Origin of the sequence: Phaeobacter sp. JH20_08 (assembly GCF_048056635.1) — a bacterium.
Lineage (GTDB): Bacteria > Pseudomonadota > Alphaproteobacteria > Rhodobacterales > Rhodobacteraceae > Phaeobacter > Phaeobacter bryozoorum.
Genome location: NZ_JAYMVV010000007.1, coordinates 92,893 through 111,896 on the forward strand (window position 1 = coordinate 92,893; position 19,004 = coordinate 111,896).

A 19,004-nucleotide genomic window follows, 5' to 3' on the forward strand; every position below is an offset into this window, starting at 1 on the left:
GCCCCCATCGCTGACGGGGGCCTTTTGCAATTATCGGCCTCAGGCCGCGGCAACGACGATCATCTCCACCAGAAACTCGGGGCGCGCCAGCTTTGCCTCGCCGCAGGCCCGGGCCGGGGTATGCCCCTCGGGCACCCAGGCGTCCCACACCTCGTTCATCGCAGCAAAATCAGCCATGTCAGACAGCCAGATGGTGCATTGCAGGATACGCGTTTTGTCGCTGCCCGCCTCTGCCAGCAGCCGGTCGATATTGTCGAGGCAATCCTGCGTCTGCTGCGCGACGCTGGCCCCGGCGGTGCCGACCTGACCGGCCAGATAGATGGTATCGCCATGTTTGACGATCTGGCTCATGCGGGGGCCGGTGTGGCTGCGTTCAATCTGTGTCATGTGATCCTCGTTCGGTGTCGGCCGCGCCGACAGGGCGGGTCCGCACCATGGATACCGCCCCATCGAAAGCAAGGCAATGCGCAGGGCAAGCGGTTCAAATACCGCACAAATTTCGATATCTGAATTCATCCTTGCCCAAAAGAGAAGCGCGCCCCTATAGTTTCCCCTGCGGAACACAGGGCGCGTATTGCCGGGGTCACGACCAGCCCCCTAGCGTCGACACCACGCGGGCATGACCGGCGACGTTCCAAAGAGCCTGCACCAACGCAGGGCCATCGACAGGGGGAAATGACATGACACAGACCAAGACCAGCGCGCGGATGTCGCGCCGCCACTTTCTGCTCAGCTGTGCCGCCGGGGCGCTGACCGTCGGGCTTGCCGCCTCGCTGCCGCTTCGGGCCACAGCGGCCGAGCCGATCAAGGTTGCAGGCATCTACACCGTGCCCGTCGAACAGCAATGGGTCAGCCGGATCCATGTTGCCGCCCTCGCCGCAGAGAACCGTGGCGACATCACCTATACGTTTTCCGAAAACACCTCGAACACCGATTATCCGCGCGTGATGCGCGAATATGCCGAACAGGGGCACAAGCTGATCATCGGTGAGATCTTCGGCGTTGAGGCAGAGGCCCGCGAGGTGGCGGCAGATTATCCCGATGTGGCCTTCCTGATGGGCTCTTCCTTCAAGGAGGATCCGGCGCTGCCCAATCTGGCGGTCTTCGACAACTACATTCAGGATGCCTCCTACCTGTCGGGGATCGTGGCCGGGGCCATGTCGGAGAGCGGCAATATCGGCATGGTCGGCGGTTTTCCCATTCCTGAGGTGAACCGTCTGATGCACGCCTTTATGGCGGGCGCGCGGGAGATGAACCCCGATATCAAATTCCAGGTCTCGTTCATCGGCAGCTGGTTTGATCCGCCCAAGGCCAAGGAAACCGCATTCGCCATGATCGAGAACGGTGCCGATATGCTCTATGCGGAACGCTTTGGCGTCTCCGACGCGGCCAAGGAGAAGGGCGTGCTGGCCATCGGCAATGTGATCGACACCCAGAGCGACTATCCTGACACGGTGGCGGCCTCGGCGCTGTGGCATTTTGAGCCGACGCTGGATGCGGCCATCGCCAAGGTGCGGGACGGCAATTTCACCGCTGCCGACTATGGCATCTATTCCTTCATGAAGGAGGGCGGAGCCTCGCTGGCGCCTTTTGGCACCTTTGAGGGCAAGATCCCGCAGGAGGCACTGGATCTGATCGCCAGCCGCAGCGCAGCGATCAAGGATGGCTCTTTTGTGGTGGAGATCAACGACACCGAGCCCGGCTCCTCCTGAGCAGCTGCGCATGACGCCGGACCAGACGGCGCAGGCATCGGGCAGTGGCCCGGTGCTGCGCCTGCAACACATCACCAAGCATTTTGGCAGCGTCACCGCAAATGATGACGTGAGCTTTGACCTGTTTGCAGGCGAGGTGATCGCCCTGCTGGGAGAGAATGGCGCGGGCAAGACCACGCTGATGAATATTCTGTTCGGACAATACACGGCGGACGCTGGCGGCGTGGAACTGTTCGGCACGGCCCTGCCCCCCGGTGCACCGCGCGCCGCGCTGGATGGCGGCGTCGGCATGGTGCATCAGCATTTCACGCTGGCGGATAATCTGACGGTCTGGGAGAATATCACCCTTGGCGTGGAGCCGCTGCTGGGTCTGGGCCTGCGGGCAGGACCGGCAAAGGCCCGTATCCGCGCGCTGGCGGAGCAGTTTCATCTGAAAGTCGATCCCAACGCCAAGGTCTCGCGGCTCACCGTCGGCGAACGCCAGCGGGTGGAAATCCTGAAGGCGCTGTACCGCGATGCCCGGATCCTTATTCTGGACGAGCCCACAGCGGTTCTGACACCGCAGGAGACCGATGCGCTGTTTGCAACGCTGCGCGAAGCCATCGCCCGTGGTCTGTCGGTGATCTTCATCTCGCATAAGCTGCATGAGGTGATGGCAATCTCCGACCGCGTGCTGGTGCTGCGCCATGGCCGGCTGGTGGCCGAGCGGCGTACCGCCGAGACCAGCAGTGACGAACTGGCGGCGCTGATGGTGGGGGCAGAAGTGACGCCGGCGGATTTCACCGCCAACGCCCCCGGCCCTGCCTTGTTGCAGCTGCATGAGGTCTCCACCCCCAGCATCGGGGCAACACCCGGATTGCAGCGCGTGTCACTGGAACTGGCGGCGGGTCAGATTACCGGATTGGCCGGGGTGTCCGGCAATGGTCAGGCCGCGCTTTCTGATCTGGTCTCGGGGCTGATCACGCCGCAGTCCGGCAGCCTGACCCTGAACGGCGCCGCCCCGGCAGGCTGGTCCCCGCGTGAGGCGATCAACAGCGGGATCGCCCGCATCCCCGAAGACCGGCACAAGACCGGCACGATTGCCGATTTTGACCTGACCGAAAACGCGATCCTTGAAACCTATGCGACCCGCTTCAGCCGCCGTGGCTGGCTCGACTGGCGGGCCGCGCGTGACTTCGCCAAGACGGTGATCGCAGGCTATGACGTGCGCTGTCCCGGCCCCGACACGCGCATCCGGCTGCTGTCGGGCGGCAATATGCAAAAGCTGATCCTTGGCCGTGTGCTGGAACAGGCCCCGCAGATCATTCTGGCCAACCAGCCGGTGCGCGGGCTGGATATCGGCGCGGTCACCTATGTGCATGAACAATTGGCCAAAGCCTGCGCGCGCGGGGCGGCGGTTCTGCTGATTTCCGAGGATCTGGACGAAATCATGCAGCTTTCCGATGTGATCCATGTGATCAGCGAAGGGCGTCTGAGCCCCGGTTTTGCCCGTGGCAGCAAACAGCCCGAGGAACTGGGCGCCTGGATGGCCGGCCATGGGTTTGACGATCGGTCGGATGCCCCACAGACGGAGGATGGCCATGCGGCTTGAACCGATTGCCGCGCCAAGCTGGCAGCGGCGGCTGCTGCCGCCTGCCCTTGCACTGCTGGCGACATTTGTCATTGCTGCCGCGCTTGCACAGGTCGCCGGGGGGGAACCGCTGTCGATCTTTGGCCTGATCCTGAGCGGGGCATTCGGGTCGAAATTTGCGCTGCTTGAGACATTGAACCGCGCAACCCCGCTGATTTTCACCGGTCTGGCGGTTGCGGTCGCCTTTCGTGCCAAGCTCTGGAATATCGGAGCCGAGGCGCAGCTCTATGCTGGGGCTGTGATCACCGTTGTTCTGGGCACCGGCGCGCTGAACCTGCCTGCACCGCTGTTGCTGCCCCTGCTTGGTGCGGCGGCTCTGATCGCGGGGGCGGTGCTGCTGCTGGGGCCTGCGCTGCTCAAAACGCGGCTGGGGGTGGATGAGGTGGTCACCACGCTGCTGTTCAACTTCATATTCCTGTTGTTCGTCTCCTACCTGCTGGAAGGGCCGCTGAAGGATCCGATGGGCATGGGTTGGCCAAAATCACCCCGGCTGAGCGCCGACGCGCGGCTGCCCCGGGTGGTGGATGGGCTGCGGCTGCACTGGGGGTTTGCGCTGGCGCTAATTTCTGCGCTGGTGATCTGGGTGATCAACACCCGCACCACGCTGGGCTATGAGATGCGCGCAGTTGGCCAGAACGCCGAAGCCGCGCGATTTGCGGGCATTCCGGTCACAAAGGTGATCCTGAAAACCGCGCTGTTGTCCGGCGGGCTGGCCGGGCTGGCGGGCTATTCAGAGGTGGCCGGCCTAAAGGGGGCGCTGACGCTCGATCTCAGCCCCGGTTTTGGCTACACGGGCATCGTTGTGGCCATGCTGGCGCTGCTGCATCCGATTGGCGTGGTTTTTGCAGCGCTGTTTGTCGCCGCGATCTTTGTCGGGGCCGACAGTATGAGCCGCGCCGCAGGTGTTCCCAGCTATCTGGCCGATATCATGCTGGCCTCGGCTCTGCTGCTGATGGTGCTGGCGATCCTGCTCAGCAAATTCCGGCTGCGGAGGGACTGAGATGGACATTCTCGAAATCCTGCTTTCCGCCAGCTTCTGGGCCGCTGCGATCCGCATCGCCTCGCCGCTGATCTTTGCCACGCTGGGGGAGCTGATCTGCGAACGGGCCGGCGTGCTCAATCTCGGGATCGAGGGGATCATGGTCGCGGGTGCCTTCTCCGGCTGGATCGCGGTCTGGGCCGGGCTGCCCCTTTGGGGCGGGGTTGGTGTGGCACTGCTGACCGGCATGACCTTTGGCCTGCTGCATGCGACGCTCAGCGTGCCTTTCGGGCTGTCGCAGCATGTGGTGGGCATCGGGCTGACACTGCTGGCGACTTCGCTGACCTTCTACACCTACCGCGTGGTGCTGCCGGAGGTGTCCTCGCCGCCCAAGATCGAGGCGTTTCAGCCCTATGAAATCCCGCTGCTGTCGGATCTGCCGCTGGTCGGCCCGGCCCTGTTTTCCCAGACACCGCTGACCTATGCCGCCTTTGTGCTGGCGGCGCTCTGTGCCTATGTGCTCTACCGAACGCCGCTGGGGCTGGCGGTGCGCGCGGCGGGTGAGAACCCATCGGCAGTGGCCGCACAGGGGCTGTCAGTGACCGCGATCCGCATGGGGGCGGTGGTGGTGGGCAGCGGCCTGATGGCCGTGGGAGGCGCGTTCCTGACGCTTTCGGCCTTTGACAGTTTCTTTTTCGATATGGTGAACGGGCGCGGCTGGATCTGCATTGCGCTGGTGGTCTTTGGCGCGTGGCGACCGGGCAAGGCAGTGTTGGGCGCCATCCTCTTTGCCGCCTTTGATGCCTTGCAGATCCGCCTGCAACAGACCGGGATCGGCGCGGTGGTGCCCTACCAGCTGTTCCTGATGATGCCCTATATTCTGTCGATACTGGCGTTGATCGTGATGTCGCGCCGCGCCGAGGTGCCTGCCGCATTGATGGTGCCATTCAACAAGGGAGAAAGATGATGTTGGATCTGTTGATCAAGGGCGGCACGCTGCCCGATGGCTCGGTCGCGGATATCGGCATCACCGGTGACATCATCACCGAGGTGGCGCCGTCCATTGACGCGGCGGCCAGAGAAACCATCGAGGCCAGCGGCGATCTGGTCACGCCCCCCTTTGTCGATCCGCATTTCCACATGGATGCGACGCTCTCCTACGGGCTGCCGCGGGTCAATGCCTCTGGCACGCTCCTGGAGGGGATCAGCCTTTGGGGAGAGCTGCGCGAGGAGGCCAGTGTCGAGGATATGGTCAGCCGCGCCCTGACCTATTGCGACTGGGCGGCCAGCATGGGACTGCTGGCGATCCGCACCCATGTCGATACCACGCCCGACCACCTGCGGGGCGTGACCGCGATGCTGGAGGTCCGCGAGGCGGTCAAGGAGTACATCGACCTGCAATTGGTCGCCTTTCCGCAGGATGGGTTGTACCGGGCGCCAAATGGTCGCGATAACCTGATCCGCGCGCTGGATATGGGCGTCGATGTGGTGGGCGGCATTCCGCATTTCGAACGCAGTATGCAGGATGGTGCGGAGTCTCTGGGCGATCTATGCAAGATCGCGGCGGATCGTGGATTGCAGGTCGACATCCATTGTGACGAAACCGATGATCCGCTGTCGCGACACATCGAGACACTCGCGCAGGAGACGCTGCGCCACGGCTTGCAGGGGCGCGTGGCCGGCAGCCATCTCACCTCCATGCACTCGATGGACAACTACTACGTCTCCAAGCTGTTGCCGCTAATTGCCGAAGCCGGGATTGCCGCCATCCCCAATCCACTGATCAATATCGTCTTGCAAGGTCGCCACGACAGCTTTCCCAAGCGGCGCGGCCTGACCCGCGTGAAGGAATTGCTGGCCCATGGCGTAACGGTGGGCTGGGGGCAGGATTGCGTACTGGATCCCTGGTATAGCCTTGGCACCGGCGACATGTTGGACGTGGCATTCATGGGGATGCATGTGGCGCAGATGACCCACCCGGACGAGATGGCGCAGTGTTTCACCATGGTGACCGAGAACAATGCCGCGATCATGGGGCTGGACGGCTACGGGCTGAAGAAAGGCGATCGCGCCTCGTTGGTGGTGCTGGATGCGGCCACCCCGACCGAGGCACTGCGCCTGCGGCCTGCCCGTCTGGCAGTGGTGGCAAAGGGCAAGGTGATCAGCCGCAGCGCACGCGGCGATGCTGCGCTGTCGCTGCCCGGTCGCCCTGCACAAGTCCGGCGCCGCCACACCCTGCCGGGCTGATCCCCGTCATAGCAGCAGGTAAGGCAGGCCGACGCCGGCCACCGCCAGCAGCGCCAGCGCCACCAGCATTACCAGCCCGTCGCGGGTCAGCATCGCCACGGCAAGGCTGCTGACCACCGCCCCCAGAGTGGAAGAGCTGAAGGGCACCAGTTCAAGAAACGGCATCGCCAGCCCAGAGAGGGCGCACAGGATACGCGGCACTGTGACAAAGGGCTGGCGCAGCAGGATCTTCACCCGCGCCTCGGTATGGCGATCGAGAAATCGGGCCATCCGGCGCATAGGCCCCAGCACCCTGCGCGCCCGCTCCGAGGAGATCCGCTGTCGGCGGAGCCAATCCGGCAGCCACAGGTGATCCCGGCCAAGCGCCATTTGCCCGGCGATTAGAAAGATCAGCAGCCCGCAGACAGTCGAGAACAGCGGCACGCCACTGAGCGGCGACACCACCGCCATCGCGGGCAGCAACAGGGTCGCCGCCATCGAGGAATGGCCAAGATCCTCGACAACCTCGGCAACGCTGATGCTGTCCTCTTCCAGCAATTCGGTCGTCGCCTCGATTATCTCGCCGACGGGATGGTCCTGCGCTGTCATTGTGATCTGCCTCCTGTCTGGCCTGCGGTGCGCGCTTCGGCGCTCTGTCCGACCTGTCACGCCTCGGGTTCCGTGTCTGTTCTGTGTCTCTGGAGAGCAAACGTTTCGACGCGCCTGCGGTTCCAGCGAGCGCCGGACAATGCGCACGACAACACCGCTCGCTCCCGAGGCAGGTCAGGTGTTTTTCTTTGACTGCCAGCAGCTTCGGCGGGAACCGATCCGGCAGCAGAGGCGTTAGCCCAGCGCAACCCCGTGACGAGACGGGGCAGGCCCCGCCAGATCGGGGCCACCCGGGGCCGCGACTGGGCTTTGCCCGCGCCCCATACTCCGCCGGTGCGACACCGGCCCCGACTTTCGGGACTGATACTTGGATCTGACACCGGCGTTCGCGCCGCGAAACAAAAGGAATTTGACATGCGACTGATTATTGCCGCTCTTGCCCTGGCCGGTCTGGCTGCCTGCGAAACAACCGAGGGCTTTGGCCGTGACGTCTCCGACCTTGGCGACGCGATCACCGAGGAATCTCAGGAAGCACAGTAAAGCGCCGCCCGATTCATGCCCCGTCAGACCAGTTCTGGCGGGTTTTTTCTGTCCGATCCCGCGCGCATCCGGATATTGCGGTGCTGATGGCGGTCGGCGGTTGACGTTCCCCGTAACTCGAAGAACCATTGCAGCGCGATCAATGGCCTGACGGGTATTACAACCAGCGGGCCACGCGCCCCTTTTCGATGCGTTCCAGACCGAGGATGCCAATGCCCCACCGCCCTGCCCGCCGCTCCCTCCATCCCGTCGGCGCCACCGCCCGGCCCCTGGCCTCGGCATTCCGTCAATCCCGGCTTGCGCTGCTTCTGAGTGTCATGGCGCTGACATTCTGCCTGTTGTTGCCGCATCCCGGCGCCGCTCAGGCGACCAGCGATCCGGTGCAGACCGACAGCGCAATCCAGCTCGATAGCAAAGCTGCCCCGGACGCCCAGATCCGCCGCAGGATTGTCCAGCTGCTGGGAGAAATCGACGGCTTCGACAAGGTGAGGGTCTCTGTGTCAAGTGGCGTTGTGACCCTGTCGGGCGAGGTTCTGGACAATCCGCGCCAGACCCAGCTGACCACGATGGTCGAACGCATTGACGGTGTCGTGGCGATCGAAAACCGGACCGCGATCAATGGGCGGCTTGATGAGCGGCTCGACTCGGCCTTTTCCCGGCTGAAGGAGCGGACCCGAAATATCATTGCCAATGCACCGATTTTCTTTGTCGCGATGCTGGTTTTCGTGATGATTTCCGCCTTTGGCTGGCTGCTGACGACGCGGCTGCGGATCTGGAAGCGTCTGGCGCCAAACTCCTTTATCGCGGAGGTCTATAGCGGTGTGGCGCGCATTGCCTTTATCGTCCTGGGGCTGGTGGTGGCGCTGGATATCCTCAACGCAACAGCGCTGCTGGGGGCCGTATTGGGGGCCGCTGGTGTTGCTGGTCTGGCGGTTGGTTTTGCGGTGCGCGACACGGTGGAGAATTTCATCGCCTCTATCCTGCTCAGCCTGCGGCAACCGTTTCGACCGAATGATTTTGTCGAGATTGCAGGCGATATGGGGACCGTTGCCCGGCTGACCTCACGCGCAACCATCCTAATCTCACCCGAAGGCAACCATATCCGCATCCCCAATGCGACCGTCTTCAAGGGTCGGATCGTCAACTACACCCGCGATGCCAACCGGCGGTTCGAGTTTGAATTGGGTGTTGATGCCGACGCCGATCTGGCCGCGGCCCTGTCGACGGCGGTTGATGCCCTGCAATCGCTGCCCTTTGTCCTGCGGGATCCATCGGTTGGTGCCTGGGTCAAGGAGGTTGGCGATTCAAATGTGATCCTGACCTTCACCGGCTGGGTCGATCAGACCCAGAGCAGTTTTCAGAAAGCCCGTGGCGAGGCCATTCGGATTGCCAAGACCGCGCTGGAAAGCAATGGGTTTGGCCTGCCGGAGCCGATCTACCGCCTGCGTGTTGATGCTCGGGACGCCGCGAGCCTGCTGCCCGTGGCCCAGCAGCAATCGCAGAAGGCCCCGGCACCTAAACCTGCCGCCGCCCCGGCCGAGACCCCCCTGCCGGCAGCGTCGGATCCAGCCCGTGTCGAGGACGCCAATGAGGAGGCCGCCGCCCGCGAACGCAACGCCCCCGATGGTGGCGGCGACCTGCTGAGCGACGGGCAGAACGCGGAGTGATGACGCCAGTCGCCACGGCCAGATGGCAATGCGGCAATATGGGATGGCGGAACAAATTATTCAGGTTCTGCGTTGCGCTTGAAAAAGAGGAGCACCCCATGGCCGACGACCACAGCGCATCCATCAAGAAGGAAGACACCTATGAGGCTCTGCGCGACAAGGGCTATGGCAAGTCGAAGGCTGCCGCCATAGCCAACGCGCAGGCAAATGATGACATGTCCCCATCTGAAAAGGGCGGTAAGGCGCCCCCATATGAGGATTGGACCAAAGACGAGCTGATGGACCGCGCCCGCGAGCTGGATATCGACGGGCGCTCGACTATGAACAAGGACGCGCTGATCGAGGCGCTGCGCAGCGCCTGACCGCGCCCATACGCCAACAAGGAGAGATTATATATGGTAGAATATGCTGGCATCGGCGGGCTGATCGTCCTGCTGCTATCCATCTGGGCAATCGTGTCGATTGTCGGGTCCAACGCAGGCACCGGCAAGAAAGTCATCTGGGTTGTTTTCGTGCTGATCCTGCCGATCCTTGGCTTCATCTGCTGGCTGCTCTTCGGCCCCCGCGCGCGAAGGGCATAAACACATCTGACCGAAGCCTGAAACGTTAAAAAATGGCGCTGCCCCAACACGGGACAGCGCCATTTTTCGTGATCGCGCGACGTGCTGACGATCAGGTATTGATCTGAAGCACGTGGTGCACGCCGACATCCGGGTGGCCCTCGGTCTCGCTCAGGCTGGCGCGCAGCAGCTTCAGGCCGACCAGAACGGCGTTGCCCTGCGAGGCCCAGATCGCTGCTTCACGCGGGGTCATCTTGAGCAATGTCACCTTGGGGTCGTCACGGCCCTTTTCAAACCAGGCGCCGACGGCAAAGCTCCACAACTCGTCGAGCTTATCGGGGTCATTGGTGACCTCCAGCGGTCCGCGCACGCTTGCGTGATAATCCTGACCGTCAGAGACAAGGGTCAACTGGGCGTCGGCACCAAGGCCGATTGCCCGGACCAGATCGCTGTCGGAGGAGCTGATGAACCAGATCGCGCCGTTCTCTGCATCCGCAAAATGCGTCATCGGCTGCGGATGCTGCTCGCTGTCACGCACAGCCAGCATCGAAGTGCGGCGTTTCTCCAGCTGGTGCCACAGTTGAGAGATCGCCTCCTGCTGGGTTTCCGTCTGTCGTGCCATGTCAAAATTCCTTTCGTCTCAATTCGATAGGCGGGGTCGGAGTGTCACCCCGCGCAGTTTGCGGCCGCCTGTCCGGCAGCCAAACCACAGGACATCAGATGGAGGGGTCAGACCGAGGCGAAGAACTTATCCAACTCGCGCTCAGCTTCTTCGCGGGCCTTGCCATATTTCGTTTGCAACAGGCCAAGCAGCTGCTCGCGGTCGCCCTTGGCCTTCTCGACATCATCATCTGTCAAATCGCCATAGGCCTCATGGAATTTGCCCTTCAGGGTTGCCCAGTTCCCTTTGATCTGTTGCTCGTTCATGTCTTGGCTCCTGTCATTTGGGTATCGTCGCCTAGTCAACGTGCCGGTATCGGCTTGGTTCCCGGAAAAATCCGCCGGTGTGCTATCGCCGATCGCGAAGACTGCTCTGGAGTCCGCGTCCCAGAGGGCGCTGCCATATCGGCGTTCATGATCGCGCGTTGGGCACCGCGAGGTGGAACAGACAGAAGTCCAGAGAGATCGGGAACCAACCGTCGCAGGCCGCGTTGGGATCACAAGCCATCCAAACAGAACGGGAGAGGCACATGACCGATCAACACACGACTTCACGCCACATCGAGCGCGCCAAGACACATGCGACGGAACTCGCGGAACAGGCGCAGGAGACGCTGCGCAGCGAGGCCAGAGCACGCGCGGAGCAAGCCCAGAGCAAAGCCGCAGGTGAGGCCGCCGCCGTTGCGCGTGCTGCTGATGCCGCTGCCTCCGAGCTGCCGCAAGGCTCGCTTCAGGCTCAGGCCGCCCAGCAGCTGGCTCAGGGGCTGGAGCAGGTTGCGGATACCATCCGGAAAGCCGATCTGGAAAAAGTACTGCGCGATACCGGCACTTTTGCCCGCAAGAACCCGATGCTGTTTCTGGGGGGGGCTGCGCTTCTCGGCTTTGCCGCAACCCGGTTCCTGAAGTCGACGGCGCCGGACGCCACGTCGGGCCGCGCCGTCGCCGATGACGCAACAGGCGACCCATGGGCCGCCTATGAGACCGGTGACGGCTCCCCGGCCAGCGACAGTGACTACAGCCGTGGCAGCATGACGCAGAGCCCGACGCGGAGGGTTTCGTGATGGAAGATCAGAACACCTCTGCCAGCCCGTCACAGGCGCCGGGACTGCTGGTAACCGTGCTCAAACAGATGTCGCAGCTGGTTCAGGACGAGTTGCGACTGGCGCGGGCAGAACTGTCGCGCAACCTGTCGCGCGCCGGTGTTGCCATCGCGATGATCGCGGTGGGCGCCGTGCTGGCCATTGTGGGGCTACATGTCCTTGCAGCCGCGCTTGTCGCCGCGATCACCGCTCTGGGCCTTAGCGTCGGGACCGCCGCGCTGATCGTCGGCGGGCCGTTGATCGCCCTTGCCGTGGGGCTGGTGATGCTGGGCGTCAACCGCCTGTCACCCTCAGCCCTTATGCCGGATCGCAGCCTGCGGAACGTGCAACGCGACCTCAAGACCTTGAAGGAGACCACACGCCATGTCTGATGATACCGATCTGACCGAGCTTGAGACCGAAATCGCCCGTGACCGCGTAGCGCTGTCCAAATCCCTCGACACATTGGCGGCGAGCCTGTCGCCGGAGCGCATCGCGACGGAAGTTTCTGCTACCGCATCGCAATATGGCGGTGAGATTTCGCAGCAGCTGTGGTCGACCGCGCGTGCCAACCCGGCCGCGCTGGCGCTCGTCGGCACCGGCATCGCGCTGCTGATGTCGGGAGCCGGCAAGCGACGTGATCCGAAAGGACAGGCGCAACCGGCGGGACCGGTGACCGCGTCGACCAGCGCTGAGATGGCTCACGTGCCCAGCCCCGATGCGGGCCAGCGCAAAAGCCCCAGCGCCAGGCGTCTGCGTGCGGCGCTGGACCACGGACTGGACAAACTGCCTCCCAAAGCGCGCAAGCAGGTGCGAAAGGCACGTCTTTCCGCGATCCAGATCCAGGAAGAACTGGAACGCAGAGCCGCAAAGCTCAGCCGCGCGTCGCAGGATGGCATCGCGGCGCAGCCACTGGTCGCCGGCGGTCTCGCCTTTGGTCTTGGCGCGATTGTCGCGGCCCTTCTGCCGCAAACCCGGCAAGAAGATGAACTGCTGGGCGACAAACGCGACGCCCTGATGGCTGAGGCGCGCGACACCCTGCAACAGGAGTTACGCAAGCTGGCCAACAAAGGCGAGGCCGCGCTGCACGACCAGCTCAGCCAAGGCCGCGAGGCGCTGGAAGCCTCGCTGAACTGACGCTGCCCTCCCCTCTGGCCCGACCGGGCCGGAGGGTTTTCTCTCAGACAAGGCCATTCGCCATGCTCAATTCGATGCTGTCCGACCGTGCGGCGCGCATGATGCTGCTCATTCTGACGGCACTTGCCCTCGGCCTTGCACTCTATGTATCCAAACCGATCCTTGCGCCCATCATATTTGCCGTGGTGGTGGGTATTGTCGTCTCACCCATTGCCGACCGGCTACAGGGCATTGGCGTGGCCCGCGTGATCGTCGCGAGCAGCCTTCTGCTATTCTCCTGCGCCATCATCGTGCTGCTGTTCCTGTCGCTGGAGCCTCTGATCTCGGGCGTTGTTGAAGATCTCCCCAAAATTAAACGTGAAATCAAAAGCTGGGTCTACATGATGTCCGGCCTCCTGCGTGGCATCGAAGCCATCAGCCAGGAGATTGAACAAACCGTCGGCACACGCGGCGCCGAGGCGGATGTGGCCAGCGGGTTTCCGACGCTGATGGATGCGCTCTGGGTGGCGCCCAACTTTGGTGCGCAGGTGTTTATCTTCATCGGCACGCTGTTCTTCTTCGTGCTGACACGTACGGATATCTATGCTGCTGCGGGGGCATTGGGCAAACGGCTCTACCGCGCGGAACATGAGGTGGCGCGCTACTTCGCTGCTGTGACGATCGTCAACGCAGCGCTTGGTGTCGCCACCGCAATCGGCCTTGCCGTGATCGGCATCGACAGCGCGCTGATCTGGGGGCTGGCAGCCATGCTGCTGAACTTCATCCTGTATCTCGGCCCGTTGATGATGATCACCGGCCTGACATTCGTCGGGATGACCCAGCTTGGCGGTGCGGCGGCGCTGCTGCCGCCGGCATTGTTCCTTGGGCTGAACCTTATCGAGGCGCAGTTTGTCACCCCGGCTTTTGTCGGTCATCAGCTGCATCTGAGCCCGCTGGTGGTGTTTCTCGCGATTGTCTTTGGCCTGTGGATCTGGGGTCCGGTGGGCGCGATCGTGGCGCTGCCGACGTTGCTGTGGGCCGGTCAGTTGCTGCGCGCCTCCTCAGAGGCACGCCGGTCACAAGGCCCCGATACCCAGCCAAGTTGAGCCAGACCACCGGGCCGCCGCCTGCGCGCCCCAGTCGCGCCATCAGGCCCTGTCATCCCGTCGGGTCAGACCACATCCTCGGTCGCGCCCGGAAGGGGCTGCTGAAGATCGGCCATTTTGTCCGGATCATGGGGCACCAGAAAGCCGTTGCGCGACTCCGGCAGGCGCAGGCCATTGCGTGCGACCTCTGCGCGCCACCAGTCCGACGCTGTCTCCAGCCTGCGCGCCTCATCCGGCATCTGGCCCTGATCCCACCAGTGGTCGCACATCGCGCGCCAGGTTTCGGCCACGCGGTCCTTGCGGGTGATGCGCAGCGCCACCTCAGTGTCCCAGCGCATCGACCGCCCGTTCATGTTCGCAGACCCGACCATCGCAAAACTATCGTCAACAATCAGCACCTTGCTGTGGACATAGATCACCGGTGAGCCTGCCAGCACCGAGGGCGCTTCGCGATCGGCCAGGATCGGCTGTACCGGGCTGGCGATGGTCGCGCGGCTGCCAAAAGCTGCTTGCAATGTGTCCAGCGCCTGCCCCTGTAAGGCCATACCATAGCGCGCATCCAGATCCCGGTTGCCCTCAAAAGCCACATCATCGGGCAGCGCGGGCAGCACCAGAATAAGAGAGAGGTCCGGTTTACGTCTGGCGGCAGCGGCAAGCCCGTCGGCCAGTACGCTGGAGCGCAGAAACTGGGTTTCGAGATAGATCAGATGTTCGGCGCGTTCGAAGGCGGCGAGATAATCCTCTTCGATCTCGCGCAATACCGTGCGGGGGGACAGCGCCCAGAATCCGAAACGACGCGGCGCGGAAATCGTCCGGCGGATCAATTTGCCTTCGGGCGGGTGTTCCTTGCCCGCGACATAGCGTTGAAAATGCCGCAAATGCTGCGCGGCCTCGCGGGCCTCGGGGCCGCTGACCAGCACCTGGACATCCGCCCAGGTCTGCTGTGACGGCTCATCATGCTCCAGCGTATCGCGGCGGCGCTCGTTGAGATCCAGCCCGCCGACATAGAGTAGGGTTTCGTCAATCACCGCCAGCTTCTGATGGTGGGTGACCGGGCGCACTTCGGGAAGAAGACCATCGTCGGGGGTATCGGACAGGCCACGACTGGGGAACCCGGTGGCGCCTGCTGGTCCGGTTGGCCTGCGGTCCGAGATCTTGTTCTTCTTCATCTTGATGAATGGGCCAAACGCCAACCGTGGCAACAGACCTGCCCGCGCCGGATGCAGCGCGCCCTCGACATGAAGGTCACCGACCGGATCATCGGTCGCGCGGCGCGCTAGGCGCACGGCGATTTCCTGCGCCTGCGCCACGGTGCGTTTGGTTTTCTGATGCAGCTCCTGGCCCATCACCGGGTCGAAATCGCTGACAACCAGATGAAAATGGACACCTCGGGCAACCACATGTTCGACCAAATCCGCCCATGTCTCGCCGATGGCGCGCGCCTCGTCGCTCAGCAATGCGGTAGAGAAGTCGAAGATACGGAAACTGGCACGCACCTCTGTTTTGGCGCTTAGCACCGCCCGCTCAAACGCAGGCCATGCCTCGGCAGCGGTCACCAGAACCTCAAAGACCTCTGGATCCGTCGCCGCGTCATCCTGTGTTTCGCAGGTCGGCATTGTCGTTCGCACCCCTTTTTTCCGCAAGCTCCTGTGCCACCGTGTCGTCGCTATGCGGAAAGACGACCTCATAGGTAAATTCTGTTTCTGTTTCCGTCGTCTTGGCCTCACCCTCGAGCTGTGCGACGAAGGCTTTGATGAGCCGTGCGCCGAGCCCGCTGGTGAACTGGCGCTCTTCGCTTTCGGCCCCGTTCTGCGGGCCCAGCGCGTTGCGGATGGTAAGACGGCAGTAGCCGCCTTCCTGTTCGGCAAAGGAGACACCAACAACGCGTCGCCCGTCGCCGTCTACACCCGCAAATCTGACAGCATTGGTGAGCGTTTCGGCCACCAGCATCGACAGATTCACCGCATCGTCCTGATTAAGCTGGACCGAGGCCAGATCGGTTTCGATGGCGACCGCGCCGTCGCGCCCATGCGACAGGGAGGCAATCTCCTTGGCCAGAGCCGTAATAAGCTCGGCCGCATCCACGGTGGTGACATCTGGATTGGTGTTCAGGGACCGGTGGATCGCCGCCAGCCCACGCACCCGGCGCTGAAGCTGGGCAAGCACGTTGCGCGCCTCGTCCGAGCGCGCCGATCTTGCCTGCATGTTCATGATCGAAGCGATGAGCTGGAGATTGTTCTTTACCCGGTGATGCACCTCGCGCAGGAGCACGGTTTTCTCGCGCAGGTCGATCTCCCGGCGTTCTTCGGCCTTGCTGAGGATCATCACCATGCGGTTAAAGGACTGCTGGGCCTCGGCAAATTCGCGCGGCGGGTTCACCAGATCCAGCTGGGCCTGTTTCCGCTCGCCTAGTGCATAGCGCCGCATAGCTGCGCGCAGGTCACTGAGATGGCGGATAACAAGACGATGCAGGCCAAATACGCCGACGACCATGCCTGCGAGCCACATCAACACCGGAAAGGCCAGGGTGAAGGCCCAGCCGCCCATGCCTGTTGCCATCTGCGCCTGTGCAGCTGGCCAGCTTCCCACAACGGCGACCTCGCCCGGAACGATGTCGCTCACCGCGAAGAACCGTTCTTCCTGGGATTTTGACATTGCAAAGAACGTGTCGCCAGACCGCCTGATCAGATCCGACTGCGCGGGTGTCTGGGGCAGCATCAACCCGGCCTGAGTCAGCGGCTCCGAAGAGGACAGGATATCGCCGTCCCGATCAATTGTGGCAAAACGGATGCCTTCCAGTTGCCAGCTCTCGGTGAAAAACGCGCTGGTCAATCTTTTCGGAATGGCGAGGGTCAGATAGCCGACGATTTCGCCACCTTCGCGAACCGGCGTTGTCAATGAGAGTTCGAAATCCCCATTTCCATCAAGGCTGCGCCCCACCCCATAGGTCAGCGCGCCGCGAGCGACCGCTTTTGCAAAAAATGCTGTTTCGGCGATCGCGGCGCCCACATCCTTGGAACTGCAGACCGGCTGCCCCTCGGGCGTGACAAGGCCTGCAAAGGAATAGGTCGGCTGCGCTTTGACAAAGGCGGCCAGGGCGAGGTTGCAGGCCGCGGGCTGATTGCGCAGCGGCAGGGTGGCCGCCGCCAGGGCGTCAGCGGCGCCGCTGGTGCGTTGCAACAGCTCCCGCTCTCCCATGGCGGCCCGTTCGGTGCGGGCAAGAATGGCCATCCGGGACAGGCGCGCGGCCTCATCTATCACCGTATAGGTCTGATAGATGGCAATCATGCCCAATGGCAGCAATGCCAAGGTCATGAGAGCGGCGAGCCGAAAAAACAGCCCGCCAGCCAGTGCCCGCCCCAGTTTCATATCAGGCCACGCTTTGCTGCGACACGATGCCTGCAGTTACGGTGTCGGTCAGCTCCAGCGGCTCGTTTTCGCTCAGATTCATCAGCTCGGCCAACCGCGCCCGGCCTCTGTTCACCCGGCTCTTGATCGTGCCGACCTTGACGCCGCAGGTTTCTGCGGCCTCCTCATAAGAGAACCCGCCGGCGCCAACCAGGATCAGCGCCTCGCGCTGTTCATCGTTCAGCTGTTCGAAAGCTTTGTTGAAATCGCGCATGTTCAGGCGCCCGTCATGATCAGGTTTCTGCGAAAGCTGCTCGGACAGGACGCCATCGCCGTCCTCCACCTCGCGGCGGCGTTTACGGCGTAGAGAGTAATACGTGTTGCGCAGGATCGTAAAGAGCCAGGCCCGCATATTGGAGCCTTCCTCGAATTTGTCGATATTGGTCCAGGCTTTCACCAAGGTATCCTGCACCAGATCATCGGCCATGGCCGTATTCCGGGTCAGACTGATGGCAAACGCACGCATGGCACCAAGGTGGTCCACCAGCTCGTCTCTGGGATCGCCCATCAGGAGTCATCCTCATCACGATTGGCGCTTTTGATCGGCGCTGCGCCCTTGGCTTTCAGCTGGTCGAGAAGATTTGCGAACCGGTCGGGGATGGGCTCCGACGCAAGCGTATCAAACGCCTTTTTCAGGTTGCTGTCGATCTCTCGCTCGATCGCGTCGCCGCGTTTTTCTGTTGCCTTGTGCTTTTCCATACGATCCAACTATATTTTTTTACGCACACTCTGGAACCAAACGCAGTGACCAGACGTATGGTTCCATATGTATTCAGAAAAAAAGGGACATATCAAATGACCGCCCCGACAGGAGAAATTCTTGCTAATCAGATCGGGTCTAACCTGCCGTTCCTGCGCCGTTATGCGCGGGCGCTGACAGGTAGCCAGACCAGCGGTGACACCTATGCCCTTGCAACTCTGGAGGCGATCCTGGCCGAGCCGGACCGCTATGAGGCTGAGCTGAAAGCAAAGGTGGCTTTGTTCCGCGCTTTCCATGTTATCTGGAGTTCCAGCGGTGCCCCGGTTGAGCTGGATATGCCCGACAGCGGGCTGGAGACCCAGGCGCAGAAGCATCTGCGTGCGCTTACCCCGAATACCCGCGAGGCGCTTCTGCTTCACACGATTGAGGATTTCAGCACCGCAGAGGTGGCGCAGATCATGGAAATCGGCGCCGATGAAGCAAGTGAGCTGGTGAAGATCGCCTATCAGGAGATGTCGAAATCCACATCGGGTCGCATCATGATCATCGAGGATGAGGCGATCATTTCGATGGATCTTGAAGGGATCGTCAGCGAAATGGGACATCGGGTGACCGGCATTGCCCGGACTGAAGATGCCGCGCTGAAACTCGCAAGGGAAGAGACACCGGATCTGATCCTGTCGGATATCCAGCTTGCGGATAACTCCAGCGGCATTGATGCGGTGAACAAGATCCTTGAAAATCATTTTGACTGCCCCGTGATCTTTATCACTGCCTTCCCCGAAAGGCTGCTGACCGGCGAAGGGCCGGAACCTGCCTTCCTGATTTCGAAGCCCTATACCGAGGATCAGGTTCGCTCGGCGGTCAGCCAGGCGATGTTCTTCTCCTCGACCGAGACGTTGAAGGCCTAAACCAGGCGCAAACCTGTTTTGATCAAATAGCCGCCTGTGATCAGGCGGCTATTTTTGTGTCTGGACGGCAGTTGCGGATGTTTTCCACTCTTTCGCTTGAG

General features: G+C 62.5%; 22 protein-coding genes. 14 read left to right on the forward strand and 8 right to left on the reverse strand.

All coding sequences use genetic code 11. From position 1 onward, the window contains the following. Positions 1–39: 39 nt before the first annotated feature. Positions 40–387, reverse strand: coding sequence for a RidA family protein (locus VWY75_RS08425; RefSeq protein ID WP_340547356.1), 348 nt, complete (start codon positions 385–387; stop codon positions 40–42). Positions 388–680: 293 nt separating this feature from the next. Between VWY75_RS08425 and VWY75_RS08430 the strand changes: the two genes are divergently transcribed. From VWY75_RS08430 to VWY75_RS08450, 5 genes are read left to right on the forward strand one after another with little or no spacing between them, the layout of a single operon-like run. Then, positions 681–1,712, forward strand: a complete 1,032-nt coding sequence (locus VWY75_RS08430; protein ID WP_416536659.1) for a BMP family protein — start codon at positions 681–683, stop codon at positions 1,710–1,712. 10 nt (positions 1,713–1,722) lie between these two features. Beyond that, entirely contained in the window at positions 1,723–3,303 is a 1,581-nt protein-coding gene (locus VWY75_RS08435; protein ID WP_416537481.1) for an ABC transporter ATP-binding protein, read from the forward strand. Further along, complete coding sequence (locus VWY75_RS08440) at positions 3,293–4,342, forward strand: ABC transporter permease (protein WP_340547359.1); 1,050 nt, start codon at positions 3,293–3,295, stop codon at positions 4,340–4,342. Before VWY75_RS08435 ends, VWY75_RS08440 begins: the two co-directional genes overlap by 11 nt. 1 nt (position 4,343) lies before the next feature. Next, positions 4,344–5,288, forward strand: a complete 945-nt coding sequence (locus VWY75_RS08445; RefSeq protein ID WP_416537482.1) for an ABC transporter permease — start codon at positions 4,344–4,346, stop codon at positions 5,286–5,288. After that, entirely contained in the window at positions 5,288–6,568 is a 1,281-nt protein-coding gene (locus VWY75_RS08450; protein ID WP_416537582.1) for an amidohydrolase family protein, read from the forward strand. Before VWY75_RS08445 ends, VWY75_RS08450 begins: the two co-directional genes overlap by 1 nt. A gap of 6 nt (positions 6,569–6,574) precedes the next feature. On the opposite strand, the gene VWY75_RS08455 is transcribed toward VWY75_RS08450, so the two are convergent. Then, positions 6,575–7,156 (reverse strand): exopolysaccharide biosynthesis protein, encoded by a 582-nt coding sequence (locus VWY75_RS08455; protein ID WP_416536654.1) that lies wholly within the window; start codon positions 7,154–7,156, stop codon positions 6,575–6,577. A 414-nt stretch (positions 7,157–7,570) separates the two neighbouring features. On the opposite strand from VWY75_RS08455, the gene VWY75_RS08460 reads away from it, so the two are divergent. The 4 genes from VWY75_RS08460 to VWY75_RS08475 all read left to right on the forward strand — a co-directional run bounded on the left by VWY75_RS08460 (position 7,571) and on the right by VWY75_RS08475 (position 9,944). Further along, entirely contained in the window at positions 7,571–7,696 is a 126-nt protein-coding gene (locus tag VWY75_RS08460; protein WP_072505423.1) for an entericidin A/B family lipoprotein, read from the forward strand. 212 nt (positions 7,697–7,908) lie between these two features. Next, complete coding sequence (locus VWY75_RS08465) at positions 7,909–9,363, forward strand: mechanosensitive ion channel family protein (RefSeq protein WP_416537483.1); 1,455 nt, start codon at positions 7,909–7,911, stop codon at positions 9,361–9,363. Between the two features lie 98 nt (positions 9,364–9,461). Further along, entirely contained in the window at positions 9,462–9,725 is a 264-nt protein-coding gene (locus VWY75_RS08470; RefSeq protein ID WP_340547364.1) for a DUF7218 family protein, read from the forward strand. Between the two features lie 33 nt (positions 9,726–9,758). After that, positions 9,759–9,944: a PLDc N-terminal domain-containing protein gene (locus VWY75_RS08475; protein ID WP_416536651.1), complete on the forward strand. Its 186-nt coding sequence runs from the start codon at positions 9,759–9,761 to the stop codon at positions 9,942–9,944. A gap of 91 nt (positions 9,945–10,035) precedes the next feature. Here VWY75_RS08475 and VWY75_RS08480 read toward each other — a convergent pair whose 3' ends face one another. Together VWY75_RS08480 and VWY75_RS08485 are read right to left on the reverse strand one after the other, a co-directional pair. Beyond that, positions 10,036–10,545: a pyridoxamine 5'-phosphate oxidase family protein gene (locus VWY75_RS08480; protein WP_416537484.1), complete on the reverse strand. Its 510-nt coding sequence runs from the start codon at positions 10,543–10,545 to the stop codon at positions 10,036–10,038. Between the two features lie 107 nt (positions 10,546–10,652). Next, on the reverse strand, positions 10,653–10,850 hold the full coding sequence (locus tag VWY75_RS08485) for a CsbD family protein (RefSeq protein WP_340547367.1): 198 nt from the start codon (positions 10,848–10,850) through the stop codon (positions 10,653–10,655). Positions 10,851–11,113: 263 nt separating this feature from the next. Between VWY75_RS08485 and VWY75_RS08490 the strand changes: the two genes are divergently transcribed. The 4 genes from VWY75_RS08490 (at position 11,114) to VWY75_RS08505 (ending at position 13,884) form a co-directional block, all read left to right on the forward strand. After that, complete coding sequence (locus VWY75_RS08490) at positions 11,114–11,644, forward strand: hypothetical protein (RefSeq protein ID WP_416537485.1); 531 nt, start codon at positions 11,114–11,116, stop codon at positions 11,642–11,644. Then, a complete protein-coding gene (locus tag VWY75_RS08495; protein WP_416537486.1) occupies positions 11,644–12,054 on the forward strand; it encodes a phage holin family protein in 411 nt (136 codons plus the stop codon). The genes VWY75_RS08490 and VWY75_RS08495 overlap by 1 nt, the downstream gene beginning before the upstream one ends. Further along, positions 12,047–12,799: a hypothetical protein gene (locus tag VWY75_RS08500; protein WP_416537487.1), complete on the forward strand. Its 753-nt coding sequence runs from the start codon at positions 12,047–12,049 to the stop codon at positions 12,797–12,799. The genes VWY75_RS08495 and VWY75_RS08500 overlap by 8 nt, the downstream gene beginning before the upstream one ends. Before the next feature lie 62 nt (positions 12,800–12,861). After that, positions 12,862–13,884 (forward strand): AI-2E family transporter, encoded by a 1,023-nt coding sequence (locus tag VWY75_RS08505; RefSeq protein ID WP_416603373.1) that lies wholly within the window; start codon positions 12,862–12,864, stop codon positions 13,882–13,884. A 65-nt stretch (positions 13,885–13,949) separates the two neighbouring features. Here VWY75_RS08505 and VWY75_RS08510 read toward each other — a convergent pair whose 3' ends face one another. Genes VWY75_RS08510 through VWY75_RS08525 form a run of 4 tightly spaced genes read right to left on the reverse strand, consistent with a single transcriptional unit; the run spans position 13,950 to position 17,991 of the window. After that, positions 13,950–15,500: a phospholipase D family protein gene (locus tag VWY75_RS08510; protein ID WP_416537488.1), complete on the reverse strand. Its 1,551-nt coding sequence runs from the start codon at positions 15,498–15,500 to the stop codon at positions 13,950–13,952. Beyond that, the gene (locus VWY75_RS08515; protein WP_416541615.1) at positions 15,475–17,253 is read right to left on the reverse strand and encodes a sensor histidine kinase; all 1,779 of its coding nucleotides are present in this window, start codon (positions 17,251–17,253) and stop codon (positions 15,475–15,477) included. The genes VWY75_RS08510 and VWY75_RS08515 overlap by 26 nt, the downstream gene beginning before the upstream one ends. A gap of 1 nt (position 17,254) precedes the next feature. Beyond that, entirely contained in the window at positions 17,255–17,800 is a 546-nt protein-coding gene (locus tag VWY75_RS08520; protein WP_340547374.1) for an RNA polymerase sigma factor, read from the reverse strand. Beyond that, complete coding sequence (locus VWY75_RS08525) at positions 17,800–17,991, reverse strand: NepR family anti-sigma factor (protein WP_416536718.1); 192 nt, start codon at positions 17,989–17,991, stop codon at positions 17,800–17,802. The genes VWY75_RS08520 and VWY75_RS08525 overlap by 1 nt, the downstream gene beginning before the upstream one ends. A gap of 96 nt (positions 17,992–18,087) precedes the next feature. On the opposite strand from VWY75_RS08525, the gene VWY75_RS08530 reads away from it, so the two are divergent. Then, complete coding sequence (locus VWY75_RS08530) at positions 18,088–18,903, forward strand: response regulator (RefSeq protein ID WP_340547376.1); 816 nt, start codon at positions 18,088–18,090, stop codon at positions 18,901–18,903. The last annotated feature ends 101 nt before the right edge of the window (positions 18,904–19,004 follow it).

Excerpts from the sequence above, each read along its gene's own strand:
- VWY75_RS08510 (WP_416537488.1), bottom strand. The coding sequence starts at position 15,500 with ATGCCGACCTGCGAAACACAGGATGACGCGGCGACGGATCCAGAGGTC.
- VWY75_RS08470 (WP_340547364.1), top strand. The coding sequence starts at position 9,462 with ATGGCCGACGACCACAGCGCATCCATCAAGAAGGAAGACACCTATGAG.
- VWY75_RS08435 (WP_416537481.1), top strand. The coding sequence starts at position 1,723 with ATGACGCCGGACCAGACGGCGCAGGCATCGGGCAGTGGCCCGGTGCTG.
- VWY75_RS08450 (WP_416537582.1), top strand. The coding sequence starts at position 5,288 with ATGTTGGATCTGTTGATCAAGGGCGGCACGCTGCCCGATGGCTCGGTC.
- VWY75_RS08525 (WP_416536718.1), bottom strand. The coding sequence starts at position 17,991 with ATGGAAAAGCACAAGGCAACAGAAAAACGCGGCGACGCGATCGAGCGA.
- VWY75_RS08425 (WP_340547356.1), bottom strand. The coding sequence starts at position 387 with ATGACACAGATTGAACGCAGCCACACCGGCCCCCGCATGAGCCAGATC.
- VWY75_RS08465 (WP_416537483.1), top strand. The coding sequence starts at position 7,909 with ATGCCCCACCGCCCTGCCCGCCGCTCCCTCCATCCCGTCGGCGCCACC.
- VWY75_RS08430 (WP_416536659.1), top strand. The coding sequence starts at position 681 with ATGACACAGACCAAGACCAGCGCGCGGATGTCGCGCCGCCACTTTCTG.
- VWY75_RS08475 (WP_416536651.1), top strand. The coding sequence starts at position 9,759 with ATGGTAGAATATGCTGGCATCGGCGGGCTGATCGTCCTGCTGCTATCC.
- VWY75_RS08440 (WP_340547359.1), top strand. The coding sequence starts at position 3,293 with ATGCGGCTTGAACCGATTGCCGCGCCAAGCTGGCAGCGGCGGCTGCTG.
- VWY75_RS08505 (WP_416603373.1), top strand. The coding sequence starts at position 12,862 with ATGCTCAATTCGATGCTGTCCGACCGTGCGGCGCGCATGATGCTGCTC.
- VWY75_RS08485 (WP_340547367.1), bottom strand. The coding sequence starts at position 10,850 with ATGAACGAGCAACAGATCAAAGGGAACTGGGCAACCCTGAAGGGCAAA.
- VWY75_RS08480 (WP_416537484.1), bottom strand. The coding sequence starts at position 10,545 with ATGGCACGACAGACGGAAACCCAGCAGGAGGCGATCTCTCAACTGTGG.
- VWY75_RS08520 (WP_340547374.1), bottom strand. The coding sequence starts at position 17,800 with ATGGGCGATCCCAGAGACGAGCTGGTGGACCACCTTGGTGCCATGCGT.
- VWY75_RS08495 (WP_416537486.1), top strand. The coding sequence starts at position 11,644 with ATGGAAGATCAGAACACCTCTGCCAGCCCGTCACAGGCGCCGGGACTG.
- VWY75_RS08455 (WP_416536654.1), bottom strand. The coding sequence starts at position 7,156 with ATGACAGCGCAGGACCATCCCGTCGGCGAGATAATCGAGGCGACGACC.
- VWY75_RS08530 (WP_340547376.1), top strand. The coding sequence starts at position 18,088 with ATGACCGCCCCGACAGGAGAAATTCTTGCTAATCAGATCGGGTCTAAC.
- VWY75_RS08490 (WP_416537485.1), top strand. The coding sequence starts at position 11,114 with ATGACCGATCAACACACGACTTCACGCCACATCGAGCGCGCCAAGACA.
- VWY75_RS08500 (WP_416537487.1), top strand. The coding sequence starts at position 12,047 with ATGTCTGATGATACCGATCTGACCGAGCTTGAGACCGAAATCGCCCGT.
- VWY75_RS08445 (WP_416537482.1), top strand. The coding sequence starts at position 4,344 with ATGGACATTCTCGAAATCCTGCTTTCCGCCAGCTTCTGGGCCGCTGCG.
- VWY75_RS08515 (WP_416541615.1), bottom strand. The coding sequence starts at position 17,253 with ATGAAACTGGGGCGGGCACTGGCTGGCGGGCTGTTTTTTCGGCTCGCC.
- VWY75_RS08460 (WP_072505423.1), top strand. The coding sequence starts at position 7,571 with ATGCGACTGATTATTGCCGCTCTTGCCCTGGCCGGTCTGGCTGCCTGC.